Source organism: Brevibacillus parabrevis, assembly GCF_022701015.1.
In the GTDB taxonomy this organism is placed as follows: Bacteria; Bacillota; Bacilli; order Brevibacillales; family Brevibacillaceae; genus Brevibacillus; species Brevibacillus parabrevis.
In genome coordinates this window covers 1,389,512-1,415,374 of the sequence record NZ_CP064090.1, presented here as the reverse complement: position 1 = coordinate 1,415,374, position 25,863 = coordinate 1,389,512, and the positions used below count along the sequence as shown (strand labels likewise).

The window sequence follows — 25,863 nt, the reverse complement described above, 5'->3', positions numbered from 1 at the left end:
CCAACTTCGTTAAGACCGAGCTTTACGCTTTTTGCGCAAAGGTTTCCAACTTTGTTTTCAGGCTGCCATCGTACAGACGGTCGCCAATTTTGATAACGATGCCGCCGAGGATTGCAGGGTCTACGACCGCTGTCAACCGCAGCTTTTTATTCAAAGTTTGACCGAACTTCTCAGCCAACTCTGCCTGTTCTTCATCAGAAAGCGGCTTTGCGCTCGTGACGACAGCATCTGCGTAGCCACGCGCTTCATTTGCCAGTTGCACAAAGGAGCTGTAGATGTCAGACAGTTGAACTTCCCGTCCGTTTTCAATCAGGACGTTCAGGAAGTTGAAGCTCTCTTCCCCTACATGGCTTTTGAAAAGCTCATCAACCAGCTTGCCCTTTGCATCTGCAGCGATGTGCGGGTGCTGCATGATCTTTTGCAGATCTTCGTTGCCTTCCACAGCCTGCACGATCGCACCAAGGTCAGCTTCCACCTGATCGATCTTGCCACGCTCGCTCGCTACCTCAAACAGAGCGCGAGCATAACGCTTTCCTACTGCGCTACTCATAGGCGATCTCCTACTTGAGCCAGGAATTTGTCAACAGTGGACTTTTGAGCTGCTTCGTCCAGTTCTTTCTCGATAATCTTGGAAGCCAAGAGTACGGAGAGGCTGGTCATTTGTTCACGCAGCTCGGATTTTGCTTTTTCTACTTCACGTGCCAGTTCAGCGCTTGCGTCCGCTTTCATACGCTCGGATGCAGCTTGAGCTTCTGCCACGATTTTCGCCGCTTCATCAGACGCTTGCTTGCTAGCGCGGTCGATGATTGCTTTGGATTCAGCGCGAGCTTCATCCAGTACGCGACGTTGTTCAGCCAAGAGTTTTTCCGCTTCTGCGCGGTTGCGCTCAGCAGATGAAATTTGGGTTTCGATATGCTGACGACGTTTCTCCATGATCCCAACGATCGGGCCCATAGCCAATTTACGAACCAAGAGCAGCAACAACAAGAACACAATTGCTTGGGTTAAAAGCGTTCCCCACTCCAGGGACACCGCTCCAAAGTCGAGCATTCGTTTCACTCCTTCCTGCGAAAAGAAAGATGTATCATCACGGTATATACCGTTTGTTTCAGACACTCTATGACGAAGTTTTCTTGCTTGCGTCGAATGGCAGCTTCATAGACTTCCACTCGATCAAAAATAGAGGCGGGTATCAAGCGCCCGCCTATTGTTACCAATTGCTCGCTGACTACATACGACCGAAGAGAATGAAACCGATCGCTACAGCGATGATCGGAACCGCCTCTACCAGACCGAGACCCAGGAACATGAGACCCATCAGGTTACCACGTGCTTCTGGTTGACGAGCTACGCCTTCAATTGTACGGGAGATTACCAGGGAGTTACCGATTGCTGCGCCAAGAGCAGCGAGACCAAATACGATACCAATTGCAAGAGCCAAACCTTCCATTGTTTAAAAACCTCCTTAGTTTGTAAAAGCGAGTATAAAATCGGGGAAATGCTGATTAGTGATCTTCATTCACCTGCTGAGACAGGTAAACCATCGCCAGCGTAGTGAAAATGAATGCCTGTACAGAGCCGACAAACACCGAGTAGCCCAGCCACAGGAACAACGGAATACTTCCGAAGATCCCTACACCCAACAGGAAGGCGATCAAAACCTCACCCGCAAAGATGTTACCGAATAGACGCAGAGGAAGCGTCAATGGTTTGATGATGAACTCCTCCAGAATGTGAATCGGATTCAGGAATGTATGTTTCAACCATCCACCGAAACTCTTCTTAATGCCCAGGTAGTGAGCGTACAGCAAAACGATGAACGCGAGAGCGAAAGTTACGCTCGGTGTCGCGGTTGGAGATTTCCACCAGCCGATGACAACACCGTGAGAATGCGGATCGTTTGAGTTAAGCTCTTCCTCAAGCTTGGCCATCTTTTGTTGTTTTGCCTCAGGAGTCGTGGAAGCCGTCAACAGGTCTTTAACCTTTTCGCTTACTTGATGATCAGGACCGTTGTGGTGTGCTGTATTTACGTTAAATACGAGACCCAGTTGGTTTCCAAGGAAAATGTAGAGGAACAAAGTCAGCGCCAGCGAGACAAAACCCGCAGCTTTTTTCGGTGAGATATAGCTTTTTGTAATGCCAGTAACGAAATCCACAATCCATTCCATCACGTTTTGCGCGCCGCTTGGTGTAGCGGAGGTCAAGTTGCGGGTCATCCCGATACAGAGCAAAAGCACCACCAGAGAGGTTACCAAAATCATGAGAACAGTGGAGATGTCAAATACCATGCCCAACCATTCAAATCGCAGAGAATAATGCATGTATTTCACCCCTTTCTTCCGCGCGAGTATGTTACTTACGTACATGAAAAAAAGTATTCTGCTATCTATTTAAAGGAGCGATACACAAAAAGGAAACTGAGAACCTGGAAAAGGAACAAGCCGATCAACACTCCGGCAAGCCCAAACAAGTGAGGAAAACGCATAGTCAAAAAGACAGCAAAACCTGCCACGACCAAGCGTTGCAGCATACCTGTCCCTTTCGGACGCACGCCCGGATCGACAGCCATCTGGCCAATTCGCCATGTTTTGCTGAAGAGGACCGTGCCATTCACTAGACTGCCAGCCATCCCGAGCAGGAGGCTTTGCAAAAAGAAACGCGATGATGGCAACAGCGCCCAGAGTATCGCGGCGATTGCCATACAGAAAAAGGCATAGCGAAACGTGGATCGCATTGCCGAAGAAAACGTTTGCATGTCCCATCTCCCTAGAGGTAACCGCGAATGATGCGGTAGACGCTGTACACGCCTATTCCTAATCCCGCGAGCAGTCCAACCATCAAAAACAACGGATTGGTAGCGAAAAGGCCATCCAAGTATTTTCCCAGAAAGACTCCCGCAACCACGCAAACGGCCATATCGACACCAATTAAAGTGACCAACGTGATGGCTCGCCAAGGATTATCAATTTTCGACACGGAACAACATTCTCCTTTCATACATAAGGAGAGGGCTGGTGTCAAGTGCCCCTTTGCCCTCATCCATATTAACGAAGAATTATTCCCTTTGTCAACGTTCGTCTTGTTCTGTACACAAAGCGTTCACAATTGAAAATCTACATTTTTTCAACAATTGTCGAAACCCCTTGTCCGCCGCCAATGCACAAGGTTGCTAGACCATATTTTACCCCTTCGCGCTTTTGCAATTCGTGAACAAGCGTAACTAATATTCTCGCCCCGCTTGCGCCAATTGGATGACCCAGAGCAATCGCTCCGCCGTTAACGTTCAGCTTTTCCCGATCGAAGCCGAGCGCTTTGCCGACAGACAGCGATTGAACGGCGAATGCCTCGTTCGCTTCGATCAGATCGATGTCGGACAAAGACATGCCCGCTTTTTCCAAAACTCGCTTGGTCGCTGGCACCGGACCGTAGCCCATGATGCTCGGATCGACGCCCGCACTGGCATTGGCGACGATGCGCGCGAGCGGTTTTACGCCCAGCTCCTCCGCCTTTTCCTTGGTCATGATTAAAAGCGCAGCCGCGCCATCGTTGATGCCCGAAGCGTTTCCTGCGGTCACAGTGCCGTCCTTTTTAAAGGCTGGCTTCAGCTTGGAAAGCATCTCGGCGGTTACGCCAGCGCGCGGAAATTCGTCGACAGCAAACAGCACAGGGTCGCCTTTGCGCTGCGGAATCGGAACAGGCACGATCTCCTCCTGAAAACGGCCGCTTTCCAAAGCTTTCTGCGCTTTTTCCTGGCTCCATGCCGCAAACTCGTCCTGCTCTTCCCGTCCGATCTCGTATTTGGCGCACAGATTTTCGGCTGTGATTCCCATGTGGTAGTCGTTGAATGCACACCAAAGACCATCGCGGATCATCGAGTCGACCGCCTTTTGATCGCCCATGCGATATCCCGAGCGCGCTCCATCCAGCAAGTACGGAGCCTGGCTCATGTTTTCCATGCCACCCGCCAGCACGACTTCGGCATCTCCGCTCAAAATCGCCTGTACAGCCAAATGAACGGCTTTCAATCCGGAGCCGCATACTTTGTTAATCGTCAAGGACGGCACCTCGTGCGCCAATCCTGCTTGAATGGCAGCCTGACGGGCAGGATTCTGGCCCAGTCCTGCGGAAAGTACATTGCCCATAATCACTTCATCAACCGAGTCTTTGGACACGCCAGCGCGCTCCAAAGCCGCTTCCAGGACGATGCCGCCCAGTTTCGTTGCGGAGATTCCCGCGAGCGATCCTTGAAAACTGCCTATAGCTGTGCGCACTGCGCTTGCGATAACGATTTCCTTTTGACTCATCTTCCATACACTCCTTGAATGAACAGGATAGCCAACCTTCTTAAAATTCCATTTCTTCATGCAGATTCCTGCTGCGAAATCGCTTTCATGAAGAAAAAGCTGCCCATTCTCTCAAAAGAAAACGTCATTGGCTGCGAAAGCCGCTGACAAAAAGCATCTCGTAGGTTACACGCACTCCCTTCTCATCTCCGTACGTCCGCTGATAATAGTCAGCCATGGCAAACAGCAGCCTTTTTCTGCCCAAGCCTGCCGTTTTGTCTTCGCTGGCGCTTGCTCCTACCGCTTTTACGGCACGCAAAAAATCCAGCACGCCCGGGTAAGTCAAAACTACCTTGTGTACAGTCGCCTGCAACGATTCCATTCCCGCCGAATCCAGCAAGGCAAGCCACTGCTCTGTCGTCAAATACGACAGTCCGTGCCGAACTCCTTGCTCTCCCAGGCTGGCATGGGCGCGGGCAAAGGAGTCGTGCAATTCGCAGAAGGTGTTGGGGCCAAACGTCGAAAACAAAAGCGGCGAACCCGGCTTGAGCAGCTTGCACAGACGGCGGATCGTCGGCTCAGGGCGAAGCAGCCATTGAAAGCACGCTCCCGACACGATCAAATCCCTGGTTGCCTCTGGCTGTGTCCAGACCCATTCTTCCGTATCAGCCTGGCGAAAGTTCACTGCCAATCCGTGCTGCTCAAGGTTCGACCTCGCCTGCGCAATCATTCCGGGCGCGATGTCAATCGCTTCGTATGCGGCTTTCGGGTACTGCCCCCTGATCAGACGCGTCAGTCCGCCTGTGCCGCAGCCGATTTCCAGTATGCTCTCGACACTTTTATCCGCCAACGTCGCGGACACGATTGCGCCGAGACGCTGCGCCATCTCTTTTTGCACAATCGCATACTGTTCATAAGATGTCGCCTTGCTGCTGAATCGACGCTTGATCTGTTCTGTGTGCAATGCGCTTCACCATCCTCATGATCGCTTCGCTGACTTGCTCAGGATGAACCAGGTGTGGGGCATGCCCGCAGTCTTTCAGTTGCAAAAAATCGGCTGCCGCCAGCTTGCCCGCAAGCTCTTTTCCCGCGCCGAGCGGACAGATGACGTCGCCTTCGCCATGAATGACCACTGCCGGACAAGACAAGCGCTCAGGGGCAAACCGGCAGTCCTCGCTCGCCAGGTAATCCAGCCCTGCGGACAGCGCCTGCTGGCTCCAGCGGCCCTCTGCCATCCCCACATCGACGCAGTTTTGCCCGCTTTCTTGCCCTGTGAACATCTGCTCTACGAATTGGGCCATGACCCGCTCGCGGTCTTTTGCCAGCTGCCGCTTCATCCGCTGAAGCATTGCTGCGCCAATGCCGCGTTCCCGTTCCGCCGGGTCGCGGACAAACCGCAATGTCGTCCCAATCAGCACCAGTCCGGCTACGCGCTTTTCAGTTGCCAGCCTAAGGGCCAGCATTCCGCCCAGCGACCAGCCAACGACAAGCAGTTCTTTTCCACTCAAGCTTTGAATGGATTGCGCAACCACTTCGTAAAATTCGTCCGGCCGGGAAACTTGCGAATAGTCAGGGACCACATGACGTACATCGGGCAATCGCTCGCGGACTTTGTCCCAGCATGAATCCGCCATTCCCCAGCCTGTCAGCCAAACAATGACTGGCGCCACTTCACATCCCTCCTGCGCATTCATCCCGGACAGCAGTCAATTGCTCGACCGCCCAGACCAGCTCTTCTGGCTGATGTGTAGCCATTACCGTAAAGCGGATGCGCGCTGTTCCATCCGGGACGGTCGGCGGGCGAATCGCGACAGCTGCAACTCCCCGTTCCCACAGCTTCTGGCTGAATTGCAGCGCCCGCTCGTTTTCTCCCAGCGTGATCGGAACAATCTGCGTGTCGTCTGAAGTTACGGCAAAGCCTTTTTCCGCAAGCAACCGCCGAAAAAGCTGCGCGTTGTGCTGCAACGCTTGTCGCCGCCACTCGTCCGCCTCAATCTGCGTCAGGGCGGCAATCGTCGACCCGACGACACCAGGAGGCAGCGCTGTGGAATAGATGAGCGAGCGCGCTTTCGAACGCAGATGGCGAATGACGACCTGATCGGCACAAACATAAGCGCCGTATACGCCAAAAGCTTTGCTGAACGTTCCCATCAATACATCCACCTGCGACGCGATCCCGAGTTCGTGGCACAGACCTTGTCCCCGCTCGCCCCGTACCCCGCCCGCATGCGCTTCATCGACCATGAGAAAAGCACCGTACCGTTCTCGCAGCTTGATCAACTCCAGCAATGGTGCCTTGTCGCCATCCATGGAAAATACGCTGTCCGTCACAATCCACTTCCGTTTCGTTCCCTGATGTTTTTCCATTAGAAACGCCAGATGCTCCCAATCGTTATGCCGATACCGGACGTGCTCGGCACGGCTCAGGACGATTCCGTCCACAATGCTGGCGTGGTTCAGCCGATCGCTGAATACTACGTCGCCCCGACCAGCCAACGCAGCAAGCACCCCCGTATTCGCCTGATAGCCGTTCGCGAAAACGAGCGCTTCCTCACGCTGCTTCCACTGGGCCAGCCGCTGCTCCAACTCGTCGTACAACGGGTAATTGCCGAGGACGAGGCGGGACGCAGTTCCTCCTGCGCCCCATTGCCGCGCTGCCTTTTCACCCGCAGCCATGATTTGCGGATCGTGAGCAAGCCCCAAATAGTTGTTGGAGGACATGTTCAGCATCTTTTTTCCGCCAACGACAATCCACGTTCCTCCATGCTCCGCCAAAGACTCTACCGTCTGCCACTCTCGGCAAAGCGACTGCTCCCGCATCTTGCTCCATTCCGTCTCCAGCCATTCGTACCTTTGCCTCATTTGCCGCACCTCTTCGCTTACAGCGCGCATAGCTCGATTTCAAACCCGAGGTCTTCAATCATCTGATGATCGCTGGTGATTTCCTGCCCCGGTGTCGTCAAATAATCGCCCACAAACAGCGAGTTGGCGGCGTAGAGCGACAACGGCTGCAAGCTGCGCAAATTCACCTCGCGCCCGCCAGCCACGCGAATTTCTTTGTCCGGGCAGACAAAGCGGAACAGCGCCAATACTTTCAATGCCTTTTGCGCCTGCGTGCGTCCTTGATGCTCCAAGGGCGTTCCCGGGATCGCGTTCAAAAAGTTGACCGGAATCGAATCCGCATCCAGGCTCCGCAAGGCAAAAGCCATCTCCGCGATTTCTTCGTCGCTCTCCCCCATGCCGATGATGACGCCGGAGCATGGCGACATTCCCGCTTTTTTCACCGTATCGACCGTTCCCACGCGCTGCTCGTACGTATGCGTGGTGGTGATCGCCGCGTAATGATTCCGGCTTGTGTTCAAATTGTGGTTGTATCGGTGCACCCCCGCTTCCTTCAGCCGCTTGGCTTGCTCGTCGCTGAGGATGCCCAGACAAGCGCATATTTTCAGCGGCATGGTGTCGCGAATTTCTTGCACCGCTTCAATGACCTGGCCCAGCTCCTTTTCCGTCGGCCCTCGCCCGGAAGCGACAATGCAGTATGTACCAGCCTTGCGGTTCATCGCTTCTTTTGCGCCTGCCAGTAACGTCTCTTTGTCGAGCATGGTGTACTTGGCTACAGGCGCGGTAGAGACGATCGATTGCGAACAGTAGCCGCAATCTTCCGGGCACAGGCCGCTTTTGGCGTTTAAGATCATGTTCAGCTTGACCTTTTTCCCGAAAAAATGCTTCCTGACCTGAAAAGCGGCGTGCAACAACGGCAACAGCTCATCGTCAGGCGCTCGCAGCACGCAAAGCGCTTCTTGCAGCGTCAGTGCTTCCTTTTGCACAGCCTTTCCTGCATACTCGTTCCAATTGGCGACAACGGTTCTGCTCATCTATCGAACCTCTCCTTTGCATATTTGCTGTTTTAGCAATCTCGCAATCCATTCCACGTGGACACGCTGCTTCACCAACGCAACCACCTGCTCGCTTGTCAGCTCGTCAGGCGTGTGCGGCAGCGTACCCCAAACCGGAACGTTTCCGTAGCACTCGATCATTTTGGCGTTGGTAGCAACGCTTTGATCGGCAGCAGAAGCCCCCTCATTCAAAATCACTCCTGCCACCACAAGCCCGCGCGAACGAGCGTACCAGACCGATAAAAGCGTGTGGTTGATCGTTCCCAGACCTGCCCGGGCAACCAGCAAAAGCGGCAGTTTCAAGCGCACCGCGAGATCGACCATCATGTCTGTCTCGGTCAACGGAACTGCCAGGCCCCCTGCCCCCTCGACCAGCAGCCAGTCGTGTTTCGCCAGCAACGGGTAACCATGCGCCGTTATTTCCTCCATCGTGAGTGTCTTGCCCTCTGCCTGCGCAGCCAGCCACGGCGTCAAGGGCGCCGAAAAGGCAAGCGGCGCAATCTCCTCGCACCTGTCTGCCACACCGCTCCATGCCCGCAAGCGAAACGCATCGCTCATTTTCTCGTGCGCAAGCGCCCCGGACTGGACGGGCTTCCATACCCCGACATCGCAGCCTGCCTCGCGCAATGCCGCTGCAATCCCCGCCGTCACGACCGTTTTGCCCACCTCCGTGTCCGTCCCGGCAATGAACAGTCCTGCAAACTCCTTGCTCATCGTGCCGCCTGCTCCTTTTGCTCAATCGTGACCTCGCGAATCGATTCGGCCAAAATTCGCACCATGTCCGCAATCTCGGCCATTGTGGAAGCGAGCGGGGGGATGAAGACGATCACATTGCCCAGCGGTCGGGTCAACAGCCCTTTTTCTCTGGCTCGCTGACAGACGCGCACGCCGATCCGTTCATTCCAGTGGTACGGCTCCTTTGTTTGCTTGTCTCTGACTAGCTCAATCCCTGCCATCAGCCCTTTTTGCCGGATATCACCGACATGTGGCTCTCCTTTTAGCGGCTGCAAAAGCTCCTCAAGTCCCGCCGCTTTTTCCACCACTTGATCGACCAGTCTGCGTTCCTCCATCAACCGCAAATTCGCCAAAGCCACCGCACAGCCTAGCGGATTTCCTGTGAAAGAATGACCGTGGAAAAACGTCTTTTGTTCCTCGTAGTCCGCGTAAAATGCAGCGTAAATCTCTTCCGTAACCAAAGTGGCGGCGACAGGCAAGTAGCCCCCTGTCAAACCTTTGGCAACCGCCATAATATCCGGGACCACACCGTCATGCTCACAGGCGAACATTTTTCCCGTCCTGCCGAAGCCTGTCGCCACCTCGTCTGCAATCAGCAGTACGTCATGCGCCCGCAGCAGCTCGGCAATTTGCTTCAAACAACCGTCAGGCATGACAATCATCCCGCTGGCTCCCTGTACGACAGGCTCGACGATCATCGCTGCAATCTCATCTGCCTTCTGCTTTAACAAGCTCTCCAACTGGCGCAAGGTCGCTTCCACAGACGCTTCCTCGCCCCCATCACGGTACGGATATGGGTACGGAACGATGTGCGGCGAGAAGAGCAGCGGCTTGTAAACCTGATGGTACAGCGGGATCGCGCCCACACTGGTAGCTCCAATCGTATCCCCGTGGTAGGCGTTGTTCATCGTAATAAATCCGTGCTTCCCCGTCCGCCCCCGGTTCTGCCAATACTGGAACGCCATTTTCAACGAGATTTCCACCGCTGTCGCACCATTGTCCGAATAAAACACTTTGCTCAGCCCCGGCGGTGCTATACGAATCAATTGCTCAGCCAGCAAAATGGACGGCACATTCGCCATCCCCAAGAGCGTCGAATGCGCGATCTGCTCCAGTTGTTCCGTAATCGCCTGATTCAGTTCCGGGACATTGTGGCCGTGCACGTTCAGCCATACAGACGAAAATCCGTCATAGTACGCTTTGCCGTTCACGTCGATCAGCTTGACCCCTTCGCCCCTGGCGATAATCACTGGCTCCTGGGCGTTGTAGTCCTTCATTTGGGTAAAAGGATGCCATAAAAATCGCCTGTTCTTTTCTGCCAGTTCGGCATAGTCATACATATGTAACAACCAGATCACATCCTTAGTTAACATATATTTGTTAACCAAAATAATAAAACAGTTAACTTATTTCGGCAATGACTTTTTCCCACGCATGGGCAAACGAAAAAGACCAGTCTCTCCAACAGCGGGAGAAGACTGGTCTTCGCGTTTTTACTTGCCTCTACTTATTTGGTTTGGTGCAAAATCCGATAGAGCGCTACCACGCACACTGCGCGAGTCGTAGACTTGTTCGGTTGGTATTTTCCGCTGATCGGATCAATCAGGCCCAATCCGACCATGTTGGTGATCGAACCGGATGCCCAGGATGGCCACGTTCCTTTGTCGGAAACGGTTTTAGCCGCTCCTTTTTTGTTCACCAAACGATCCAGAATGACGGCAGCCTCGGCTCTTGTCACAGGTTTGTCGGGACGGAACGTTTTGTCCTCGTAGCCTTTCACCAGCCCTTTGGAAACGGCAACCTGCACAGCCCCTTGCGCATAGTCAGGCACCTTGTCCTTGAAGCTGAGCTTAGGCGAAGCTGGCAGCTCCCAGTTGAACGTGCGCGCCAGCAAAGTGACGAACTGTGCCCTGGTGAGCGAAGCTTCCGGCCCGAATGTCGTGTCCGTCAAGCCTTTCACGTACCCGTTTTCCGCCATGTACATGATTTCCGCTTTGGCAGGGTGGTTGGCGATATCCGTGAATGATGGACTGAGAGTTCCGACGTCGTCCGAATAGTACGGAACGTATTTGCCGTAGCTGTTCACTTCGTAAACCCATTGTCCCTGAGCGTTTCTTGTGCCCAGCAGCGGGTCGAGCGTTTGATTGGCTTCATTGACGTACAGCAATCCGACGCCTTTTCCGGCAATCCACTTCTTCGGCACAAGGGTCAGCTTGATCGAAGATGTCGAAATCGCGTCTTCTGCGCCTGCTTTGCGCTCGCCAGGCTTGATCGTGAACGAATAGTCGGCAGGTACATATCCCGGAAGCTGTTGGCCGACGATGGAGTCGACCTCCACCAGTGCCGTGTCCAAAAACGGTGTTGTTTTCTCAAACGAGTAACCGAGATCCAGTTCCGCTCCCAAAGACATGCTGCCTGGCAGTTCAGGCACAACCGTCGCATTGCCTGGTTTGCCTGTCTGGTTCGGCAACAGCAGGGAGAACTCGTCGAAGTAGAGCGTTCCCTTGTCTTGTGTAATGCCGTCGTTTGCCTGATCGACTACATAGATGCTTCGAAGCTGCAATGGATAGGCGACATTGCTCGGGAAGTACCCCTTCACTTGCTTCCAGCCGGACCAGTCGATTTCTTTTGCCAGATCGACGTAGACCGTCTTGCCGTTGGCGTCTAGCACTTCTGCGCGCAGCCAGTGTCTGCTGTTGTCTCCGTTCACCCACAGGCCGAGACCGAGCGGTTTGCCTGGAATCGCCACAGGCTGGGCACCCAGTATGCCGTAGGAGATGCGCATGTTGCCCGCTGGCGCACCCGAGAAGTTATAGACGAGCTTCGCCGCTTTTTTCGTGCGGAATACTTGATCTGATACGAGCGAAAACGATCCGGCGGAGCTGATGCTGCTCGGATTCGCCGCATGGTACATTCCTACCTGATTGTCAAACGTCAGCCAAGGCTGTTCGAATTGACCGACAGCAAACGGAACGGTCGTCGATACGCCGTCGTAAGTAATCGTCAAGTTTCCATTGCCCGGCTCATTGCCGGCAATCAGTTGCAGCTTGTCGTTGACAGTAGCGACAGGGGAGTCTACGCTTGCTTTCACGCTAAGCGGAGTCGCCTGAATCGTCGCGCCTTTTTTCGTCTTGATTTTGACATCAAGCGTCAAGGCTTGTCCAGGCGCAATTGAAACTGGGCTTGGGGAAACAACGATTTGCTGGACTTCACTGCCTGCAACGACTTGAACATCTTTGTTTTGCGTGACGTTGCCCAGTCGGCCCGTCAGCGTAATTTTTCCTGAGCGGGCTGGAGTAAAGCGCTGGCCGTCCACTGTTCCGGCGTCCGATTGCGGGATATCCCAGGTGACGTTTGCCGGATTGATCGCGTAAGGCTGGTAATGCGTGTCGTATCCTTTGGAAGCAGTGAGCGCTACCGTTTGCCCGATCAGAATATCGGACGGCACATCAATTTGGAATCCTCGCAATTCTCCTGGCGGAGCGGTGTTGTAAACAGCAAGCCCTGTCGGCACCCGACGCTCGGAACCGCCACTTGGCTTGTTGGACAGATTGGCGTGTGTCTCCCCGAGCATGCGGGCTGCGAGTGTCGTGGAGCCGCCGCCGTCAAAATTCACGGCACGGTAGGAGCCAAGCTCCGCCATGATTTTTGCCAGCTCGTCCAAACTAACCTTGCTGGCCGCATCAATCGTCACCATGTACAAAGTTTTTCCATCCTGGGAAACCCCTACTGCCGTGCGGGCATTGGCCGCGACAATAGACTTGTCCGCCTGAAACGAGGTCAGTGCTTTGCCTTGATTGACCAGCAGCACGTTTCCGCCCACGGCTTGCTTCAAATCGAGGGTTTGCGGTGTGGTTTGGTATTCAACCGCAGCTGTGGCACCCACCGGGAAATTTTGCTTGAGGAAAGCGGCTGCCTCTCCGTGTCCCCACAGCACGTATCCGTTGTAAGGTATGTATACTCCCGGCTGATTGATGCGCACTTCCTTGGCGACGTTGTCGACGAACAAAATCTCGACGACATCTTTGTAGCCTGAGATCGCACCGAGGCTCGTTTTGCCAAAAGAAGGCGTGTAGACGTTCAACTGATTTTGGTGGCTTTTACGGCCTTCGCTCGGATTGTACACTTCTTTATTGACGCCCTGGATCGAATAGACAGCCCCGTTCGGCGCGGTGACTTTTCCCCCGAATCCGAACTTGTCGATGATGGCCATCTTGTCGCCCGTGATTCCGAGGCTGTACCAGTACGAAATCAGTCCCATCGAGGAAATCAGCTGCTCGTCTTTCTGAACGATGCCAAACGGCGCTCCCCGCTTGGACATGTCGAAAAAGTCAGCGTTGATCGCAGCGACTGCCCCTGTCTCCCTGGCCATCTGCGTCACGGTTTGTCTGTCTGTCAGTTTGCCAGCCGTTCCGTATACGGGCTTGACCTCAACATACGGATTGTTCAAATCCACTTTCGTCACCATGATGGTCACGAGCTGGTTGGCGAACGATTTCGTATATTTAAGCAAAGTGGTTCCCTCACCAATCGGGGTTTGCCACATGATATTCAATGCACTGGTTTCCGCCCGGGCGTGCGCGACATTGGTCGCAAGCGGCACAAACGGAACAAAAGCTCCCCAGGCCATAGTCGTGGCCGTGAGCAGCGTCACCATCCTTTGCGCTCTCATGTTAGTAACTCCTCTCCATTTTCCAAACTCTGTCTGTTCGCTATGTAAGTCGGTAACTAATCGTTAGACGCTCCCAAGTAGTGGATAGTTTCGCCAATTTTGCAGATTCTCTCTTAGCAAAACATACCAAATCGTCAGTCTGCCAAAAGCACGAAAACCCGCCCGGATTTACAATCCATACCGGACGGGTCGATTCTAGCTGTATGCCGCTTTTGTTCAAGCGCACTATCCAGATGCTTATTGCCCCGGTTGGAACGGTTCCGGTCGATCGGAACGGATTCCGAAATGATGCAGGATCGCTTCTACAATCCGGCGGGATGCTTCTCCGTCTCCGTACGGATTCGCAGCATGAGCCATCGCATCGTAGGCTGCCTGATTGGTCAAAAGCTCGTTTGCCATCGCGTATACTTGTTCTTCGTCTGTTCCCGCCAGCTTGAGAGTGCCAGCTTCGATTCCTTCCGGACGCTCGGTTGTGTCCCGGAGCACGAGCACAGGCACGCCAAGAGACGGCGCTTCTTCCTGAACACCGCCAGAATCGGTCAGAATCAGATGAGCGCGGCGGGCAAAGTTATGGAAGTCGAGTGCATCGAGCGGTTCGGTCAATGTAATGCGCTCGTGATCTCCCAAAATCTCCTGAGCCACCTCTTGAACAGCCGGGTTGAGATGGACTGGATACACGACGAAAATCTCGGGATGCTCGTCCACCAGTCTTCTGACAGCGCGGAAAATTCGGCGCATTGGCTCACCCAAGTTTTCGCGGCGATGAGCCGTCATCAGTACCAGCTTGTGGTCGCCCACCTGATCGAGAACCGGATGCGTATAATCTTCACGCACCGTCGTTTTCAATGCGTCGATCGCTGTGTTGCCTGTGACGTAAATGCTCTCTTCCGGTTTGGCTTCCCGTCTGAGGTTGTCAGCCGATCCTTCGGTTGGAGAGAAGTGCAGATCGGCCATCACGCCTGTCAGTTGGCGGTTCATCTCCTCCGGGAACGGCGAGTATTTGTCCCACGTGCGCAGGCCGGCTTCCACATGGCCGATCGCTACCTGGTTGTAAAAAGCAGCCAGGCTCGCCACGAATGTGGTCGTCGTATCGCCGTGCACGAGCACAATATCCGGTTTTACATCCTTGATCGCGGCATCGAGACTTTGCAAGGCGCGTGTCGTCACGTCTACCAATGTTTGACGGTCTTTCATGATGTTCAAGTCAATGTCCGGCGAAATATCGAAAATACCCAACACCTGGTCGAGCATTTGGCGATGCTGTGCGGTCACGCATACGATCGACTCGATTTGCCCTTCGTACTTTTTCAATTCATGTACGAGGGGTGCCATCTTGATCGCTTCCGGGCGCGTGCCGAAAACCGTCATTACTTTTACTGTTTTCATCTTGGATTCCCTCTCCGCCTACTTTGTGCCGTACAAGCGGTCACCCGCATCGCCCAAGCCAGGCACAATGTATCCATGGTCATTTAAATATTCGTCAATAGCAGCTACGTAAATATCTACGTCAGGATGCTCGTCCTGCACCATTTTGATGCCTTCTGGAGCAGCAATCAGGCACATCAGCTTGAGGTTTCTCGCTCCGCGTTTTTTCAAAGCCTGGATGGCTGCCACGGCAGAACCGCCAGTCGCCAGCATCGGGTCGATGACGATCAGTTCGCGCTCCGCTACATCGGAAGGCAGCTTTACGTAATACTCTACCGGTTGCAGGGTTTCCGGATCACGGTACAGCCCCACATGGCCTACTTTTGCGGCCGGAATCAGCTTCAACAGCCCGTCTACCATGCCGAGTCCTGCACGCAGGATCGGAACCAGACCTACTTTTTTACCGGCAATCACATTAGACTGACAGGTAGCTACCGGGGTCTCGATCGTGGTTTCTTCCAGCGGCATGTCGCGTGTGATTTCGTAGCCCATCAGGGTCGCTACTTCATCTACCAGTTCGCGAAATTCCTTGGTTCCTGTATTCTTGTCACGAATAAACGTCACTTTATGCTGAATCAGCGGGTGGTCAAACACATATACACGGCTCATGTACGTTCCTCCGTTTCCCTATCAATGCATCTTTTCCATCATAGCGAAGGAGCGGGTCGCCGTCAATTTGCCTAATCTTCGTACTTTTTTCTTTTGCCTGGTGACCAGCTATGGCTGTTGTCAGGAAAAAATCGTTTAGGATGTAAAAGAAAAACAGACCCGCGCGAGCAATCACAGGGTCTGTTTGATTGAAGCCATTTTATCAAAACCTTAAATCGTCAAACCTTCGTACATCGGGAAGCGTTGGCACAGCGCTGCTACGCGTTGGCGAGCTTCTTCGTGTTTGGCAGCGTCTTCCGGGTTTTTCAAAGTCAGGGCAATGATCGCTGCTACTTCTTTCATTGCTTCTTCGTCGAAGCCACGGCTTGTTACCGCTGGTGTACCCATGCGGATACCGCTTGTGACGAATGGGCTTTGTGTATCGTAAGGGATGGTGTTTTTGTTAGTGGTGATGCTTACTTCGTCCAGCAGGTGCTCGGCTACTTTACCAGTCAGGCCGATTTTGCTCACGTCAATCAGCACGAGGTGGTTGTCGGTTCCGCCAGAAACGAGTGTCAGACCTTCTGCTTGCAGCGCTTCAGCAAATGCGCGCGCATTGCTCACGATGCGAGCTGCGTAATCTTTGAAGTCCGGTTGCAGCGCTTCGCCGAAGGAAACCGCTTTTGCCGCAATCACGTGCATCAACGGTCCGCCTTGTACGCCAGGGAACACAGACTTGTCGATCGCTTTTGCAAATTCTTCTTTGCACAAAATCAGACCGCCGCGAGGACCGCGCAATGTTTTGTGAGTGGTAGAAGTAACGAAATGAGCGTATGGAACCGGGTTTGGATGCAGGCCAGCGGCAACCAGACCAGCGATGTGCGCCATGTCTACCATGAAATAAGCGCCGACTTCATCCGCGATTTCACGGAATTTGGCGAAGTCGATTGTGCGCGGATAAGCACTTGCTCCCGCTACGATCAGCTTAGGCTTGTGCTCCAAAGCTTTGGCGCGAACGTCTTCATAATTGATCAGGTGGGATTCTTGATCCACGCCGTATTCTACGAAGTTGTACAGTGTACCGGAGAAGTTAACAGGGCTTCCGTGCGTCAAGTGTCCGCCATGGGAGAGGTTCATGCCAAGTACGGTGTCGCCCGGCTGCAAGATGGTGAAGTACACGGCCATGTTTGCTTGTGCGCCGGAGTGCGGCTGTACGTTTGCATGCTCGGCACCGAAGATTTCTTTTACGCGATCGCGCGCAATGTTTTCCACGATGTCCACGTATTCGCAACCGCCATAGTAGCGGCGTCCTGGATAGCCTTCTGCGTATTTGTTGGTCAGAACAGTACCCATTGCTTCCATTACGGCGCGGCTAACAAAGTTCTCGGATGCGATCAGCTCAATTTTGTCACGCTGTCTTCCCAATTCCAGTTGAATGCCTTCCAATACTTGCGGGTCCTGTTTACGCAAAAAATCTAGCATGATGTATGTTCTCCTCCTTGAAAATGGGCTTGTCCCACATTCTTTTTAGGTACAGCTTTCATTTTGAGGCGCCACTTCGTAGACCGCGCGAGCGCCGCCAATCAGCTTGGGACGTGTCCGCGCTGCCGTGACATGCGCCTCTCCCACAGTCCGTTGAGAAGGGCGTACAGGCACAGCTACCTGTTTCAGGTGCATGCCAATGAACGTATCGCCAATATCGATACCTGCATGTGCGCGAATATTTTCCACGACTACAGCATCGGCAAACTGCGCAAAAGCATGTGCCGCCATGGAACCGCCAGCGGTAGGAACGGGAACGACCGAAACCTCTTCCAGTCCATATCGCTCCATAACCTCGCGCTCCACAACCAGTGCGCGGTTCAGATGCTCACAGCATTGAAAGGCGACAGCAAAGCCGCGCTGCTCCTGCACACTGCGAATGCCGCGATAAATAGCAGCCGCAGCATCCCGACTGCCAGCTTTGCCGATGTGCTTGCCCAGCACTTCACTGGTACTGCACCCGATCACCAAAATTTGTCCGGCTCTAAGCTCGGCCAACCCGGCAATCTCCTCAACCAATTGACGAGCCTGTTGTTCGATAGCGGCCAGTTCCACTTACTTCACTCCCGCGTGTTTCGCTTCGATTTGTGCGATCTTTTCCACACGGCGCTCATGACGACCGCCCTGGAACTCTGTCTCCAGCCAAATTTTCACGATATCCAACGCCAGACCAGGGCCAATTACCCGCTCACCCATAGCCAAAACATTGGTGTTGTTATGCTCACGGGTCGCACGTGCAGAAAACGTGTCGTGCACCAGCGCACAGCGAATGCCAGGCACTTTGTTGGCTGCAATCGACATGCCGATGCCCGTACCGCACACCAAAATTCCCCGGTCGAACTCGCCCGCTGCCACTTTTTCTGCTACCGGCAAGGCGTAATCAGGATAATCTACCGAATCCTCGCAAGAGCAACCGAAGTCTTCCGTCTGGATGTTCATGGAGGAGAGCAGAGTCTTGATTTCCTCTTTCAGCTTGTATCCACCGTGATCAGCAGCAATCGCCACTTTCATCTGTCATCCCTCGCTTGTTTCATGATCTCACTCATTATACATCAAAATCCCATAAGTAAAAAGTGAACATTTTGGTTGGTTGATCAAAAAACGTTCGTACTCTCACACGAAACAAGGTCCTGGCTAGTTACCAGCACCTCTTCAACCTTGTTATTCACGAAAACGGACTTCCGCCAATCGCTCCAAAAGCCTGTCCAGCGACTCCTCAATCTCTTCTGCGCACCTGCGATAGTCCTCAAGCACCCCGCCAAAAGGATCAGCGATATCTCTTATGCCTTCTATTCCCGCAAACTCTTGCAAAGTATGGACTTTGTCCGCCGCTTCCGGGAAGTAGGTCAGAATGGCACGCTTGTGACTGCCCGTCATCGTCAAAATAAGATCGGACCACGCCAAAAGCTCTTCGTTTAGCTGGCTTGATGCGTGGTTGTGAGCAATCCCGCGTTCAGCAAGCACCGACTGGGCATGCGGGGAAGCTGGTTGTCCGGCATACGCCGCCACTCCGGCCGAGCGCACTTCAAATGGTTGTCCGGCTGTCTTTGCGCGAAACATCGCCTCTGCCATCGGGCTGCGGCAAGTGTTTCCCGTACAGACGAAGAGTATCCGTTTCAATGATCGCCCCTCCTTTATGTCAGCATCCTTTTCTAGATGACAAATTTCAATCCGAAGCAAAACAAGATCAATCCCCCTACTAATTCGCTATAATCGCCCAACCATCCTCCCACGCTTCTGCCAAGCAAAAGGCCGAAATAGGACATGGCTGCTCCCATGATACCGAACAGGGAAATCGCCAGGACTTTGTTCACTTCGATTAGACCGAACGAAAAACCGACCGTCAACGCGTCGAGACTGACGCTGAAAGCAAACAGCAACAGCCCGAACCCTTTTGTTTTTAACATGCTTTTTTGATCACTGTGAACCAATCCGTTCCACAGCATATGCAAACCGATCAGCATCAGGACTCCGCCACCGATAAAAACGGCGATATCCCCAACCAAATCGGACAAGTAAGCTCCGACAACTATTCCGACGACAGGCATCATAATATGAAAAAGTCCGATCGTAATGCTGACCTTTACAATTTCTCGCAAGCGAATGCCCACCATGCCCACGCCGATCCCCAGCGAAAAGGCATCCATGCTCAAAGCAAAAGCTATAATGAGCAACGTCAAAAATTGCCCCCATTGAAACAAAACCAGGTCCAAGCCGCCTCCCCCCCGTCCCTTCACTCTATGCGGACAAGGAGGAGTTTATACTGTTTTAAACGGACAAGATGCGACCGCCCGCCGCTTTTTCCAGACGGTTCATGACAGCCATTCCCAGGCCTTCCCGCGAAAAGGTTTCTCCCACGATGAACTGAACCTGCTGATTGTCAAATTCCCGCAAAACAGCGTACAGCTGCTGGGCGACTTGTTCCAAATCAGCTTGGGCACCTACCGTCAGAACGACATCGGCTGCCTCGTGATCACGCCAATAGCCAGCCGACTCTTCCGTTGCCAGCACCCCTGTTTTTTGGCCATCGATTTTGGCTTGCGACAGCAGCTCCGCCATTTTTATGCGAGCCTGCTCTTCGCTTCCCGCCACCAGCCACAGCTCGCCCTCCGGAGCATAATGCGTATATTTCATCCCGGGAGCGCGCGGAGTTTCTACTGCTCCCACTTCAAAAGAAGGATCAAGCTCGACCGGGCCGATTACGCTTTCCAGCTGTTCACGGGTAATGCCGCCGGGACGAAGGATAACAGGCGGCTCCACGGTCACATCAATGACAGTAGACTCGACGCCTACTCCTGTTGCTCCGCCATCGACGATCCCTGCCACTCTCCCGTCCAGGTCGGCTAACACATGCGCGGCTGTAGTCGGGCTTGGACGACCGGAACGGTTCGCACTCGGCGCAGCAATCGGTACGCCCGCTTGTTTGATCAAAGCAAGGGCAACCGGATGAGCAGGCATGCGCACACCGACAGAATCCAGGCCCGCTGTCACCAGGGAAGCAACGCGATCATTTTTCGGAACAATGACGGTGAGTGGCCCAGGCCAGAAGGCATCCATCAGCTTCTGTCCTTTTTCCGGCACTTCCCCGGCAACTGTGGACAGCTGCTGCCGTTCGCCAATATGCACGATCAGCGGATTGTCACTCGGTCGGCCTTTCGCTGCAAATATTTTCTCCACTGCTTCATTAGACAATGCATTGGCTCCCAGGCCATAGACCGTCTCTGTTGGAAAAGCGACAGCTTCCCCAGCGTGCAGCAACCGGGCTGCATCCACAATCTGTGTACAACTCTGGATGTTTTCCACATCGTTATCCACAGACCAGACTTTCGTCACTAAATTGATTTCCATCGTAAAAAAATCCTTTCTCTTGCTCGTTTCTTTGTAATGAGTGCCTTTAGTATAGTTGTGCCTCGAAAAGTTTTCAACAGCCTGTGGGTAACTTGTGAATAACTTCGGGAAAAGCCGTGGAAAACGTGTTTGTTACCATTTTTTAACCTCAACCGTCAAAATGATGTAGTAGAATGAACTCATAGAAACGCAGAACTCTTCCCTTACCTCGAAAGGATTGTGAATGAATATGACATTGCTTAAATCCGTTACTTCCAGCCTGCTCGGCACCGCTGTTCTGCTGACAGCAGTTGCTGCGCCTGTTTTGGCAGCTGCTCCTGCCGCGCCAGCGAAAGCTGCTCCTGTCGTTCAAACCAAACAACCTCAAGCTTCCGGTGTCGTATTCACACCGAAAACCATCACGGTGAAAACAAAAGAATTTGAAGGCAAAGTGACCATCCCGGTCATTAGCGGTTTGAAAGATAAAGCGTTCGAAGCCCAATTGAATGCGACCCTGCTCAAGCAAGCACAAACTGGCCTCGCTGACGGACAACAAGCTGGCAAGGAAGATGCCGCAGATGCAAAAAAATACGGCTGGGAACCTCGCCCGCATGCACTCGACATTTCCTATGAAGTGCATCAGGCTGGCAAGCTCGTATCCTTCTCTGTTCAAACCTATCTGTACACAGGCGGAGCGCATGGTATGACTGACGTGACTTACTACACAATCGACAACCAGCCTAAAGCCAAAACGCTCAAGCTCGGCGATTTGTTCCAGTCCAGCTACAACTACCGCAGCGTGATCAACCAACTGATCAGCCAGCAAATCAAAACACAGACAGATCGCGACGGCTTCAATCCGTACAGCTTCGAGAGCATTACAGATGACCAAGGCTTCTCTTTTGAAAACGGAAATCTCGTCATTCATTTCGGACAGTACGAAATTGCTCCGTATGCAGCGGGAATGCCTTCTTTCGCCATCCCGGCCCACCGCTATCAAAACTTGCTAAAACCGGAAATCCTCGCAGCCCTGACGCAAAAGTAAGCAGCTCGCCAGTCAAAACGACACCTTCGCTATAAGCGGGGTGTCGTTTTTTAGGGAAAGCTCAGGAGAACCAGCTTTCCAGCTTTTCCAGGAGGTAGAACCGTACTTGTACTTGTGGAGCCGGATTTTGCTCGCTCATTTCTGGCGTCTTGTCCGCTTGTCCCTCGGCTTGGGCTTGCTCCAGCGCTTCGTCTTTACTGTTATTCTCTACGGCTACAGCATTTTGTGCGCCGGGCATTTGCGAAACTGCGCCAGTGTCAGCGCTGTCCAAAACTTCTTTGCTGTCCAAACGTCTTTCCAAACGCTCCTGCCGCCAGTCTGTGCGCTCGATTTCTTTTTGATCAAGCTTGAACACCGAAGCCGGTTCTGACTTAGCCACGCTCTGCTCTGTTTCTTTTCCCGCTGCTGTCGTTGCCGCAGCAGCTTGTACAGCATCGCCGTTGGACATATCGATAAAGCAGAGCGGAGGGAAAAGTACGCACCACCAGTTTTGCCCTTTTGCCTCGCCGATCTGCACGCGGAGCGCTTCGTAGTTGCCAGCGGGATAGACGTACGAGCCGTACAGCTTCGTCGGAAACGGAACCTGACCGAAATCGACTACCGCTTTATAGGAAAAGCCGCGTTCACGAATCGTTTTGTCCACTACTTCCTGAAGGACAGGCAACTGGGATGCCACCATGTCCTGTGCTTGCTCAAACGATTTGATATCTTCCGCCCACGTGTTCATTTGCGCAATCAGCGCATCGCGCACTTCCCGCTTCAGCCACTGGTCAGCAACCGAGTCACTGTTGGCAATAATGCGCAGGCGAATCGATTCTTGAGGGATCGGACCATTATCCAGAACATTGGCCGACGTAAGCTGTCCCTCCCAGCACATCATCAACATGAACAGGCTAAATGCGATCAACAACATCCGTTTCATTTTAACCGTCTCCCTCTCGACTGAGTCTTCCAAACCTTTTCTCTGTATAGCCTCAGTATGGACAGGGAGCCCCGGTTTCAAACGGTCGAATCACAAACATTCATACAATTTTAGCAAAACGGCGAGAGGAGCTTGCCGTTACCGCCTGACACCGATAACAACCCGCTCGATTCCCGCCAAATCCGGCACGATCCGCACCTCATCTATTACCCCTGATTCCCGCATCAAGGCAGCCACATCTTTTGCCTGATAAATCCCTACCTCGAAGGCGACAACCGCTTTGTCCTTGAGCAGTTCAGGCAGCGCCTCGCACAGTCGGCGATAGCAATCCAATCCGTCATCGCCCCCGTCCAGCGCCAAACGCGGCTCATGCAAGCGGACTTCTTCGTCCAGCTCGTCCACATCCCGACTCGGTATATACGGCGGATTGGAGACGAGGATGTCCACCTTTTCGCCAGCTATCAAAAGCGGTTGCACCAAATCCCCTTGCAAAAAGCGCACAGCAGCTCCCAGGCGTTCCGCGTTTTCTGTAGCAACTGCGGTAGCATCCGGGGATAAATCTACTGTCGTCACTTGCCAATCCGGCTTTTCCAGCGCGAGCGTGATGCAGATGGCGCCACTGCCTGTCCCAATATCGGCAACAGTCAAACCCTCTTGCTCTGACCAAACAGTTGCGGCGGCCGCCAACACTTGCTCGACGAGTATCTCCGTCTCGGGACGAGGGATAAGAACGCCAGGACGAACGGCAAAAGAGCGCCCGTAAAACTCTTGCTCACCAAACATGTACTGCAACGGCTCGTGCGCACTTCTGCGCTGGCACAACTCATCCAGCTGCGCAAGCGTCTCTTTGGCAATCGGCTCCATCATCGAAATCAAATACTTCGTGCGATCCCAGCCCAAACAGTGGCGAATCATCAGTTCCGCTTCGAATACAGGGTCTTTTGCCCCTTTTTCCCGCAAAAAGGAAGAAGCCCGTGTCAGGGCTTCTCGAATCGTCGTGACATCAGACCAATCAAGCTGAGTGTGCATGGCTCTTCAAAAGCTCCGTTTGTTCATGCAAAATCAGGTTGTCGATCACTTCATCCAGTTCGCCTTCCAGCACCGATTCCAAACGGTGCAAAGTCAGACCGATGCGGTGGTCGGTCACGCGGCTTTGTGGATAGTTGTACGTGCGGATGCGCTCGCTGCGATCCCCGGTTCCCACCAGGCTTTTGCGCGTAGCGTCAGCTTCCGCATTTTGTTGCTGCATATAAAAGTCGTACAAGCGCGCGCGCAAAACGCGAAGCGCCTTGTCTTTATTGGAGTGCTGCGATTTTTCATCCTGACAGGAAACCATGATCCCCGTCGGAATGTGCGTAACGCGAACAGCCGATTTGGTCGTGTTGACGCTCTGGCCGCCAGCGCCGCTGGAGCAGAACGTATCGATGCGGATGTCTTTTTCGTGTACTTCCACTTCCACATCTTCCGCCTCAGGCAATACCAGTACAGTAGCGGTAGAAGTGTGAATACGTCCGCCGGATTCTGTCGCCGGAATGCGTTGCACGCGGTGTGCGCCGCTTTCGAACTTCATTTTGCTGTATGCGCCGCGACCGGACAGCGAAAAGACGATTTCCTTGTAGCCGCCGATGTCTGTCGGACTTGCTTCCAGCACTTCGATTTTAAAGCCGTGACGTTCAGCAAAGCGTGTGTACATGCGGAACAAAACAGCCGCAAACAGAGCTGCCTCATCGCCGCCTGCTGCGCCGCGCACTTCCACGATCACGTTTTTCTCGTCATTTGGATCTTTTGGCAGCAGGAGAATTTTCAGGCGTTCTTCCAGCTGTTCCTTGCGGGCAGACAATTCGCTGATTTCAAGCTTGACCATTTCGCGCATTTCATCGTCCAGCTTTTCTTCCAGCATGGCTTTGGCATCATCCATTTGACTCACAACTGATTTATATTCACGGTAGGTCGTCACTGTCTCTTCCAACGAAGACTGTTCCTTGGACAGTTCACGCAAGCGTTTTGTATCGCTGATGACGTCGGGGTCACATAGGAGATTCGTTACCTCTTCAAAACGCTCTTCAACTGCGGATAAGCGTGTAAACATTGTACTTCACCCCATCGCAAAGAATACTAAAAATCGATTATAACAGATAAATTATAGGAGGAAAGCGAAAATAAGTCAAAGCGCATTATTTGGCTGGAAATTTCTGCTTTTTGCGATGCAAAACAGGCCCGGCGATGCCGAGCCTTGCCATACCAGTTCCAGTCACACGATCAACGGTGAAAGCCCTCATTGGAGGTGACGTGGAAGTCATAGCGCGGGATTTTTTGCTGCAAAAGCGCAATAACTTGCTGCTCCACCGATCGCGCCTGACTCGCCGTAATGTTATGCACAAGGTCAAGAGTAACATATGCATTGCCGCCATTCAGTGTGATACGGGCGTTCTCGACGCCTTTTACCGATTTCGCCATCATTTCCATGTTGTTCATGTCGATTTGCGTATTGCGCACGTTGGACTGGCCGATGATCAAGTTCGGGTTTTGATTGCGCCCCATCAAAGTGTCACGATCGGCGGCAGGCGGCGCAGGATGGTGCAAAACTTCCCCGCTCCGCTCCCCTTTGATCGAAGCAGGGTGCTGACCGTCCAGCGCTTGCGTGTTGGAACCTTTTTCTTGAGTAGTATTGCGGCCGCCGCACCCGACAGTCAAGGCAGAAGAGAGGACGAGAATGCCCAGCACTGTCAGTGAGCTTTTCCCAAAAGACGTGATTCGCACGAAAAAGCCACCTCCTGTTTTGCTTAGTCTGCGCAGTGCCTTTTCGGCTCATGCACAGCGAAAAACAAGGGTGGCTTTTCCTGTTCGGCTTCTAGCGAGCTGCCGGAGGGTTGTAATAATGCTTGCGACAGACGCTGCTGTACGTGTCGTTGCCAGCGATCTCAATCGTCTCTCCGGAGTATACAGGTTGTCCATTTTTGAATTTGAGGATATGCGTCGCTTTTTTGTTGCAGTAAACGCACACTGTTTTGATCTCTTCCACCTTGTCCGCTTCACACAACAACGCGGCACTTCCCGGGAAAAGCTCGTTCTTGAAGTTTTTCAGCAAGCCGTAGACGATGACGGGGATTCCGAGCTGATCGACAATCGCCACCAGCTGGTCCACATGATGGCGGCTGATGAACTGCGCCTCGTCCACCAGTACACAGTGCGGTTTTACCGTTTCGGCCGCGACAATCTCATACAAATTGGTTTCCTCGCCAATCGGAATCGCTTCTCTGCTGATCCCTACCCGCGATGCCACTTTCCCCACGCCGTACCGATCATCGACCGCTGGCGTGAACACCACTACTTTTTTGCCGGATTGCTCGTAGTTGTGAGCGACCGTCAGCAACTGAATAGATTTGGAGGCATTCATTGCCCCGTAACGAAAATATAATTGTGCCACG

28 protein-coding genes are annotated in these 25,863 nt (G+C 53.2%); 1 reads left to right on the top strand and 27 read right to left on the bottom strand.

Translation table 11 applies throughout. The annotated features are described in order from the left end of the window. Positions 1-22 precede the first annotated feature (22 nt). From IRJ17_RS06745 to IRJ17_RS06640, 22 genes are all read right to left on the bottom strand, one after another. A complete protein-coding gene (locus IRJ17_RS06745; RefSeq protein ID WP_122962595.1) occupies positions 23-550 on the bottom strand; it encodes a F0F1 ATP synthase subunit delta in 528 nt (175 codons plus the stop codon). Continuing rightward, complete coding sequence (atpF, locus tag IRJ17_RS06740; protein WP_122962594.1) at positions 547-1,050, bottom strand: F0F1 ATP synthase subunit B; 504 nt, start codon at positions 1,048-1,050, stop codon at positions 547-549. Before atpF ends, IRJ17_RS06745 begins: the two co-directional genes overlap by 4 nt. Before the next feature lie 178 nt (positions 1,051-1,228). Continuing rightward, positions 1,229-1,450, bottom strand: coding sequence for a F0F1 ATP synthase subunit C (atpE, locus tag IRJ17_RS06735; RefSeq protein ID WP_005831752.1), 222 nt, complete (start codon positions 1,448-1,450; stop codon positions 1,229-1,231). 55 nt (positions 1,451-1,505) lie between these two features. Further along, the gene (gene atpB, locus IRJ17_RS06730; RefSeq protein WP_063228994.1) at positions 1,506-2,321 is read right to left on the bottom strand and encodes a F0F1 ATP synthase subunit A; all 816 of its coding nucleotides are present in this window, start codon (positions 2,319-2,321) and stop codon (positions 1,506-1,508) included. 65 nt (positions 2,322-2,386) lie between these two features. Beyond that, positions 2,387-2,755: an ATP synthase subunit I gene (locus IRJ17_RS06725; protein WP_063228993.1), complete on the bottom strand. Its 369-nt coding sequence runs from the start codon at positions 2,753-2,755 to the stop codon at positions 2,387-2,389. Between the two features lie 11 nt (positions 2,756-2,766). Further along, positions 2,767-2,976: an AtpZ/AtpI family protein gene (locus IRJ17_RS06720; protein WP_005827760.1), complete on the bottom strand. Its 210-nt coding sequence runs from the start codon at positions 2,974-2,976 to the stop codon at positions 2,767-2,769. A 137-nt stretch (positions 2,977-3,113) separates the two neighbouring features. Continuing rightward, positions 3,114-4,304, bottom strand: coding sequence for an acetyl-CoA C-acetyltransferase (locus IRJ17_RS06715; protein WP_063228992.1), 1,191 nt, complete (start codon positions 4,302-4,304; stop codon positions 3,114-3,116). Between the two features lie 124 nt (positions 4,305-4,428). Next, entirely contained in the window at positions 4,429-5,247 is an 819-nt protein-coding gene (gene bioC, locus IRJ17_RS06710) for a malonyl-ACP O-methyltransferase BioC (protein WP_242773951.1), read from the bottom strand. After that, the gene (locus IRJ17_RS06705; protein WP_242773948.1) at positions 5,195-5,953 is read right to left on the bottom strand and encodes an alpha/beta fold hydrolase; all 759 of its coding nucleotides are present in this window, start codon (positions 5,951-5,953) and stop codon (positions 5,195-5,197) included. The genes bioC and IRJ17_RS06705 overlap by 53 nt, the downstream gene beginning before the upstream one ends. Position 5,954: 1 nt before the next feature. Next, positions 5,955-7,145: an 8-amino-7-oxononanoate synthase gene (bioF, locus tag IRJ17_RS06700; RefSeq protein WP_242773945.1), complete on the bottom strand. Its 1,191-nt coding sequence runs from the start codon at positions 7,143-7,145 to the stop codon at positions 5,955-5,957. 17 nt (positions 7,146-7,162) lie between these two features. After that, positions 7,163-8,158 carry a biotin synthase BioB gene (gene bioB / locus IRJ17_RS06695; RefSeq protein ID WP_242773942.1) on the bottom strand — a complete coding sequence of 332 codons (996 nt, stop codon included), beginning with the start codon at positions 8,156-8,158 and terminating at the stop codon, positions 7,163-7,165. Then, positions 8,159-8,893 carry a dethiobiotin synthase gene (gene bioD, locus IRJ17_RS06690; protein ID WP_242773939.1) on the bottom strand — a complete coding sequence of 245 codons (735 nt, stop codon included), beginning with the start codon at positions 8,891-8,893 and terminating at the stop codon, positions 8,159-8,161. Next, positions 8,890-10,287, bottom strand: coding sequence for an adenosylmethionine--8-amino-7-oxononanoate transaminase (bioA, locus tag IRJ17_RS06685; RefSeq protein ID WP_242773931.1), 1,398 nt, complete (start codon positions 10,285-10,287; stop codon positions 8,890-8,892). Before bioA ends, bioD begins: the two co-directional genes overlap by 4 nt. Positions 10,288-10,421: 134 nt before the next feature. Beyond that, positions 10,422-13,586, bottom strand: coding sequence for a phosphodiester glycosidase family protein (locus IRJ17_RS06680; protein WP_242773928.1), 3,165 nt, complete (start codon positions 13,584-13,586; stop codon positions 10,422-10,424). Between the two features lie 237 nt (positions 13,587-13,823). Then, positions 13,824-14,972 (bottom strand): non-hydrolyzing UDP-N-acetylglucosamine 2-epimerase, encoded by a 1,149-nt coding sequence (gene wecB / locus IRJ17_RS06675; RefSeq protein WP_173599030.1) that lies wholly within the window; start codon positions 14,970-14,972, stop codon positions 13,824-13,826. Positions 14,973-14,990: 18 nt separating this feature from the next. Further along, the gene (upp, locus tag IRJ17_RS06670; protein WP_122962586.1) at positions 14,991-15,620 is read right to left on the bottom strand and encodes a uracil phosphoribosyltransferase; all 630 of its coding nucleotides are present in this window, start codon (positions 15,618-15,620) and stop codon (positions 14,991-14,993) included. A 210-nt stretch (positions 15,621-15,830) separates the two neighbouring features. Then, on the bottom strand, positions 15,831-17,081 hold the full coding sequence (locus IRJ17_RS06665; RefSeq protein WP_122962585.1) for a serine hydroxymethyltransferase: 1,251 nt from the start codon (positions 17,079-17,081) through the stop codon (positions 15,831-15,833). A gap of 45 nt (positions 17,082-17,126) precedes the next feature. Beyond that, a complete protein-coding gene (locus tag IRJ17_RS06660; RefSeq protein WP_242773925.1) occupies positions 17,127-17,696 on the bottom strand; it encodes a TIGR01440 family protein in 570 nt (189 codons plus the stop codon). Next, entirely contained in the window at positions 17,697-18,152 is a 456-nt protein-coding gene (gene rpiB, locus IRJ17_RS06655) for a ribose 5-phosphate isomerase B (protein ID WP_063228980.1), read from the bottom strand. 150 nt (positions 18,153-18,302) lie between these two features. After that, complete coding sequence (locus tag IRJ17_RS06650) at positions 18,303-18,761, bottom strand: low molecular weight protein arginine phosphatase (protein WP_242773922.1); 459 nt, start codon at positions 18,759-18,761, stop codon at positions 18,303-18,305. A gap of 32 nt (positions 18,762-18,793) precedes the next feature. Next, the gene (locus IRJ17_RS06645; RefSeq protein WP_063228978.1) at positions 18,794-19,354 is read right to left on the bottom strand and encodes a manganese efflux pump MntP; all 561 of its coding nucleotides are present in this window, start codon (positions 19,352-19,354) and stop codon (positions 18,794-18,796) included. Between the two features lie 55 nt (positions 19,355-19,409). Further along, complete coding sequence (locus IRJ17_RS06640) at positions 19,410-20,489, bottom strand: L-threonylcarbamoyladenylate synthase (RefSeq protein ID WP_122962582.1); 1,080 nt, start codon at positions 20,487-20,489, stop codon at positions 19,410-19,412. 229 nt (positions 20,490-20,718) lie between these two features. Here IRJ17_RS06640 and IRJ17_RS06635 point away from each other — a divergent pair, with 229 nt between their 5' ends. Beyond that, positions 20,719-21,513: a DUF3298 and DUF4163 domain-containing protein gene (locus tag IRJ17_RS06635; RefSeq protein WP_122962581.1), complete on the top strand. Its 795-nt coding sequence runs from the start codon at positions 20,719-20,721 to the stop codon at positions 21,511-21,513. Between the two features lie 61 nt (positions 21,514-21,574). On the opposite strand, the gene spoIIR is transcribed toward IRJ17_RS06635, so the two are convergent. From spoIIR to IRJ17_RS06610, 5 genes are all read right to left on the bottom strand, one after another. Beyond that, positions 21,575-22,435, bottom strand: coding sequence for a stage II sporulation protein R (gene spoIIR / locus IRJ17_RS06630; RefSeq protein ID WP_242773919.1), 861 nt, complete (start codon positions 22,433-22,435; stop codon positions 21,575-21,577). A gap of 138 nt (positions 22,436-22,573) precedes the next feature. Continuing rightward, complete coding sequence (prmC, locus tag IRJ17_RS06625) at positions 22,574-23,464, bottom strand: peptide chain release factor N(5)-glutamine methyltransferase (protein ID WP_242773911.1); 891 nt, start codon at positions 23,462-23,464, stop codon at positions 22,574-22,576. Beyond that, positions 23,448-24,524, bottom strand: coding sequence for a peptide chain release factor 1 (gene prfA / locus IRJ17_RS06620; RefSeq protein ID WP_063228973.1), 1,077 nt, complete (start codon positions 24,522-24,524; stop codon positions 23,448-23,450). The genes prmC and prfA overlap by 17 nt, the downstream gene beginning before the upstream one ends. Before the next feature lie 170 nt (positions 24,525-24,694). After that, a complete protein-coding gene (locus tag IRJ17_RS06615; RefSeq protein WP_122962578.1) occupies positions 24,695-25,195 on the bottom strand; it encodes a sporulation protein in 501 nt (166 codons plus the stop codon). Between the two features lie 91 nt (positions 25,196-25,286). Continuing rightward, entirely contained in the window at positions 25,287-25,862 is a 576-nt protein-coding gene (locus IRJ17_RS06610) for a thymidine kinase (protein WP_122962577.1), read from the bottom strand. Position 25,863: the final 1 nt, after the last annotated feature.

Coding starts and splice junctions, on each gene's coding strand:
- atpB (WP_063228994.1), bottom strand. CDS start 2,321: ATGCATTATTCTCTGCGATTTGAATGGTTGGGCATGGTATTTGACATC.
- bioF (WP_242773945.1), bottom strand. CDS start 7,145: ATGAGGCAAAGGTACGAATGGCTGGAGACGGAATGGAGCAAGATGCGG.
- spoIIR (WP_242773919.1), bottom strand. CDS start 22,435: ATGAAACGGATGTTGTTGATCGCATTTAGCCTGTTCATGTTGATGATG.
- IRJ17_RS06715 (WP_063228992.1), bottom strand. CDS start 4,304: ATGAGTCAAAAGGAAATCGTTATCGCAAGCGCAGTGCGCACAGCTATA.
- upp (WP_122962586.1), bottom strand. CDS start 15,620: ATGAGCCGTGTATATGTGTTTGACCACCCGCTGATTCAGCATAAAGTG.
- IRJ17_RS06745 (WP_122962595.1), bottom strand. CDS start 550: ATGAGTAGCGCAGTAGGAAAGCGTTATGCTCGCGCTCTGTTTGAGGTA.
- atpF (WP_122962594.1), bottom strand. CDS start 1,050: ATGCTCGACTTTGGAGCGGTGTCCCTGGAGTGGGGAACGCTTTTAACC.
- bioA (WP_242773931.1), bottom strand. CDS start 10,287: ATGTTAACTAAGGATGTGATCTGGTTGTTACATATGTATGACTATGCC.
- wecB (WP_173599030.1), bottom strand. CDS start 14,972: ATGAAAACAGTAAAAGTAATGACGGTTTTCGGCACGCGCCCGGAAGCG.
- prfA (WP_063228973.1), bottom strand. CDS start 24,524: ATGTTTACACGCTTATCCGCAGTTGAAGAGCGTTTTGAAGAGGTAACG.
- IRJ17_RS06665 (WP_122962585.1), bottom strand. CDS start 17,081: ATGCTAGATTTTTTGCGTAAACAGGACCCGCAAGTATTGGAAGGCATT.
- IRJ17_RS06725 (WP_063228993.1), bottom strand. CDS start 2,755: ATGCAAACGTTTTCTTCGGCAATGCGATCCACGTTTCGCTATGCCTTT.
- bioB (WP_242773942.1), bottom strand. CDS start 8,158: ATGAGCAGAACCGTTGTCGCCAATTGGAACGAGTATGCAGGAAAGGCT.
- IRJ17_RS06635 (WP_122962581.1), top strand. CDS start 20,719: ATGACATTGCTTAAATCCGTTACTTCCAGCCTGCTCGGCACCGCTGTT.
- IRJ17_RS06680 (WP_242773928.1), bottom strand. CDS start 13,586: ATGAGAGCGCAAAGGATGGTGACGCTGCTCACGGCCACGACTATGGCC.
- IRJ17_RS06640 (WP_122962582.1), bottom strand. CDS start 20,489: ATGGAAATCAATTTAGTGACGAAAGTCTGGTCTGTGGATAACGATGTG.
- atpE (WP_005831752.1), bottom strand. CDS start 1,450: ATGGAAGGTTTGGCTCTTGCAATTGGTATCGTATTTGGTCTCGCTGCT.
- bioD (WP_242773939.1), bottom strand. CDS start 8,893: ATGAGCAAGGAGTTTGCAGGACTGTTCATTGCCGGGACGGACACGGAG.
- prmC (WP_242773911.1), bottom strand. CDS start 23,464: ATGCACACTCAGCTTGATTGGTCTGATGTCACGACGATTCGAGAAGCC.
- rpiB (WP_063228980.1), bottom strand. CDS start 18,152: ATGAAAGTGGCGATTGCTGCTGATCACGGTGGATACAAGCTGAAAGAG.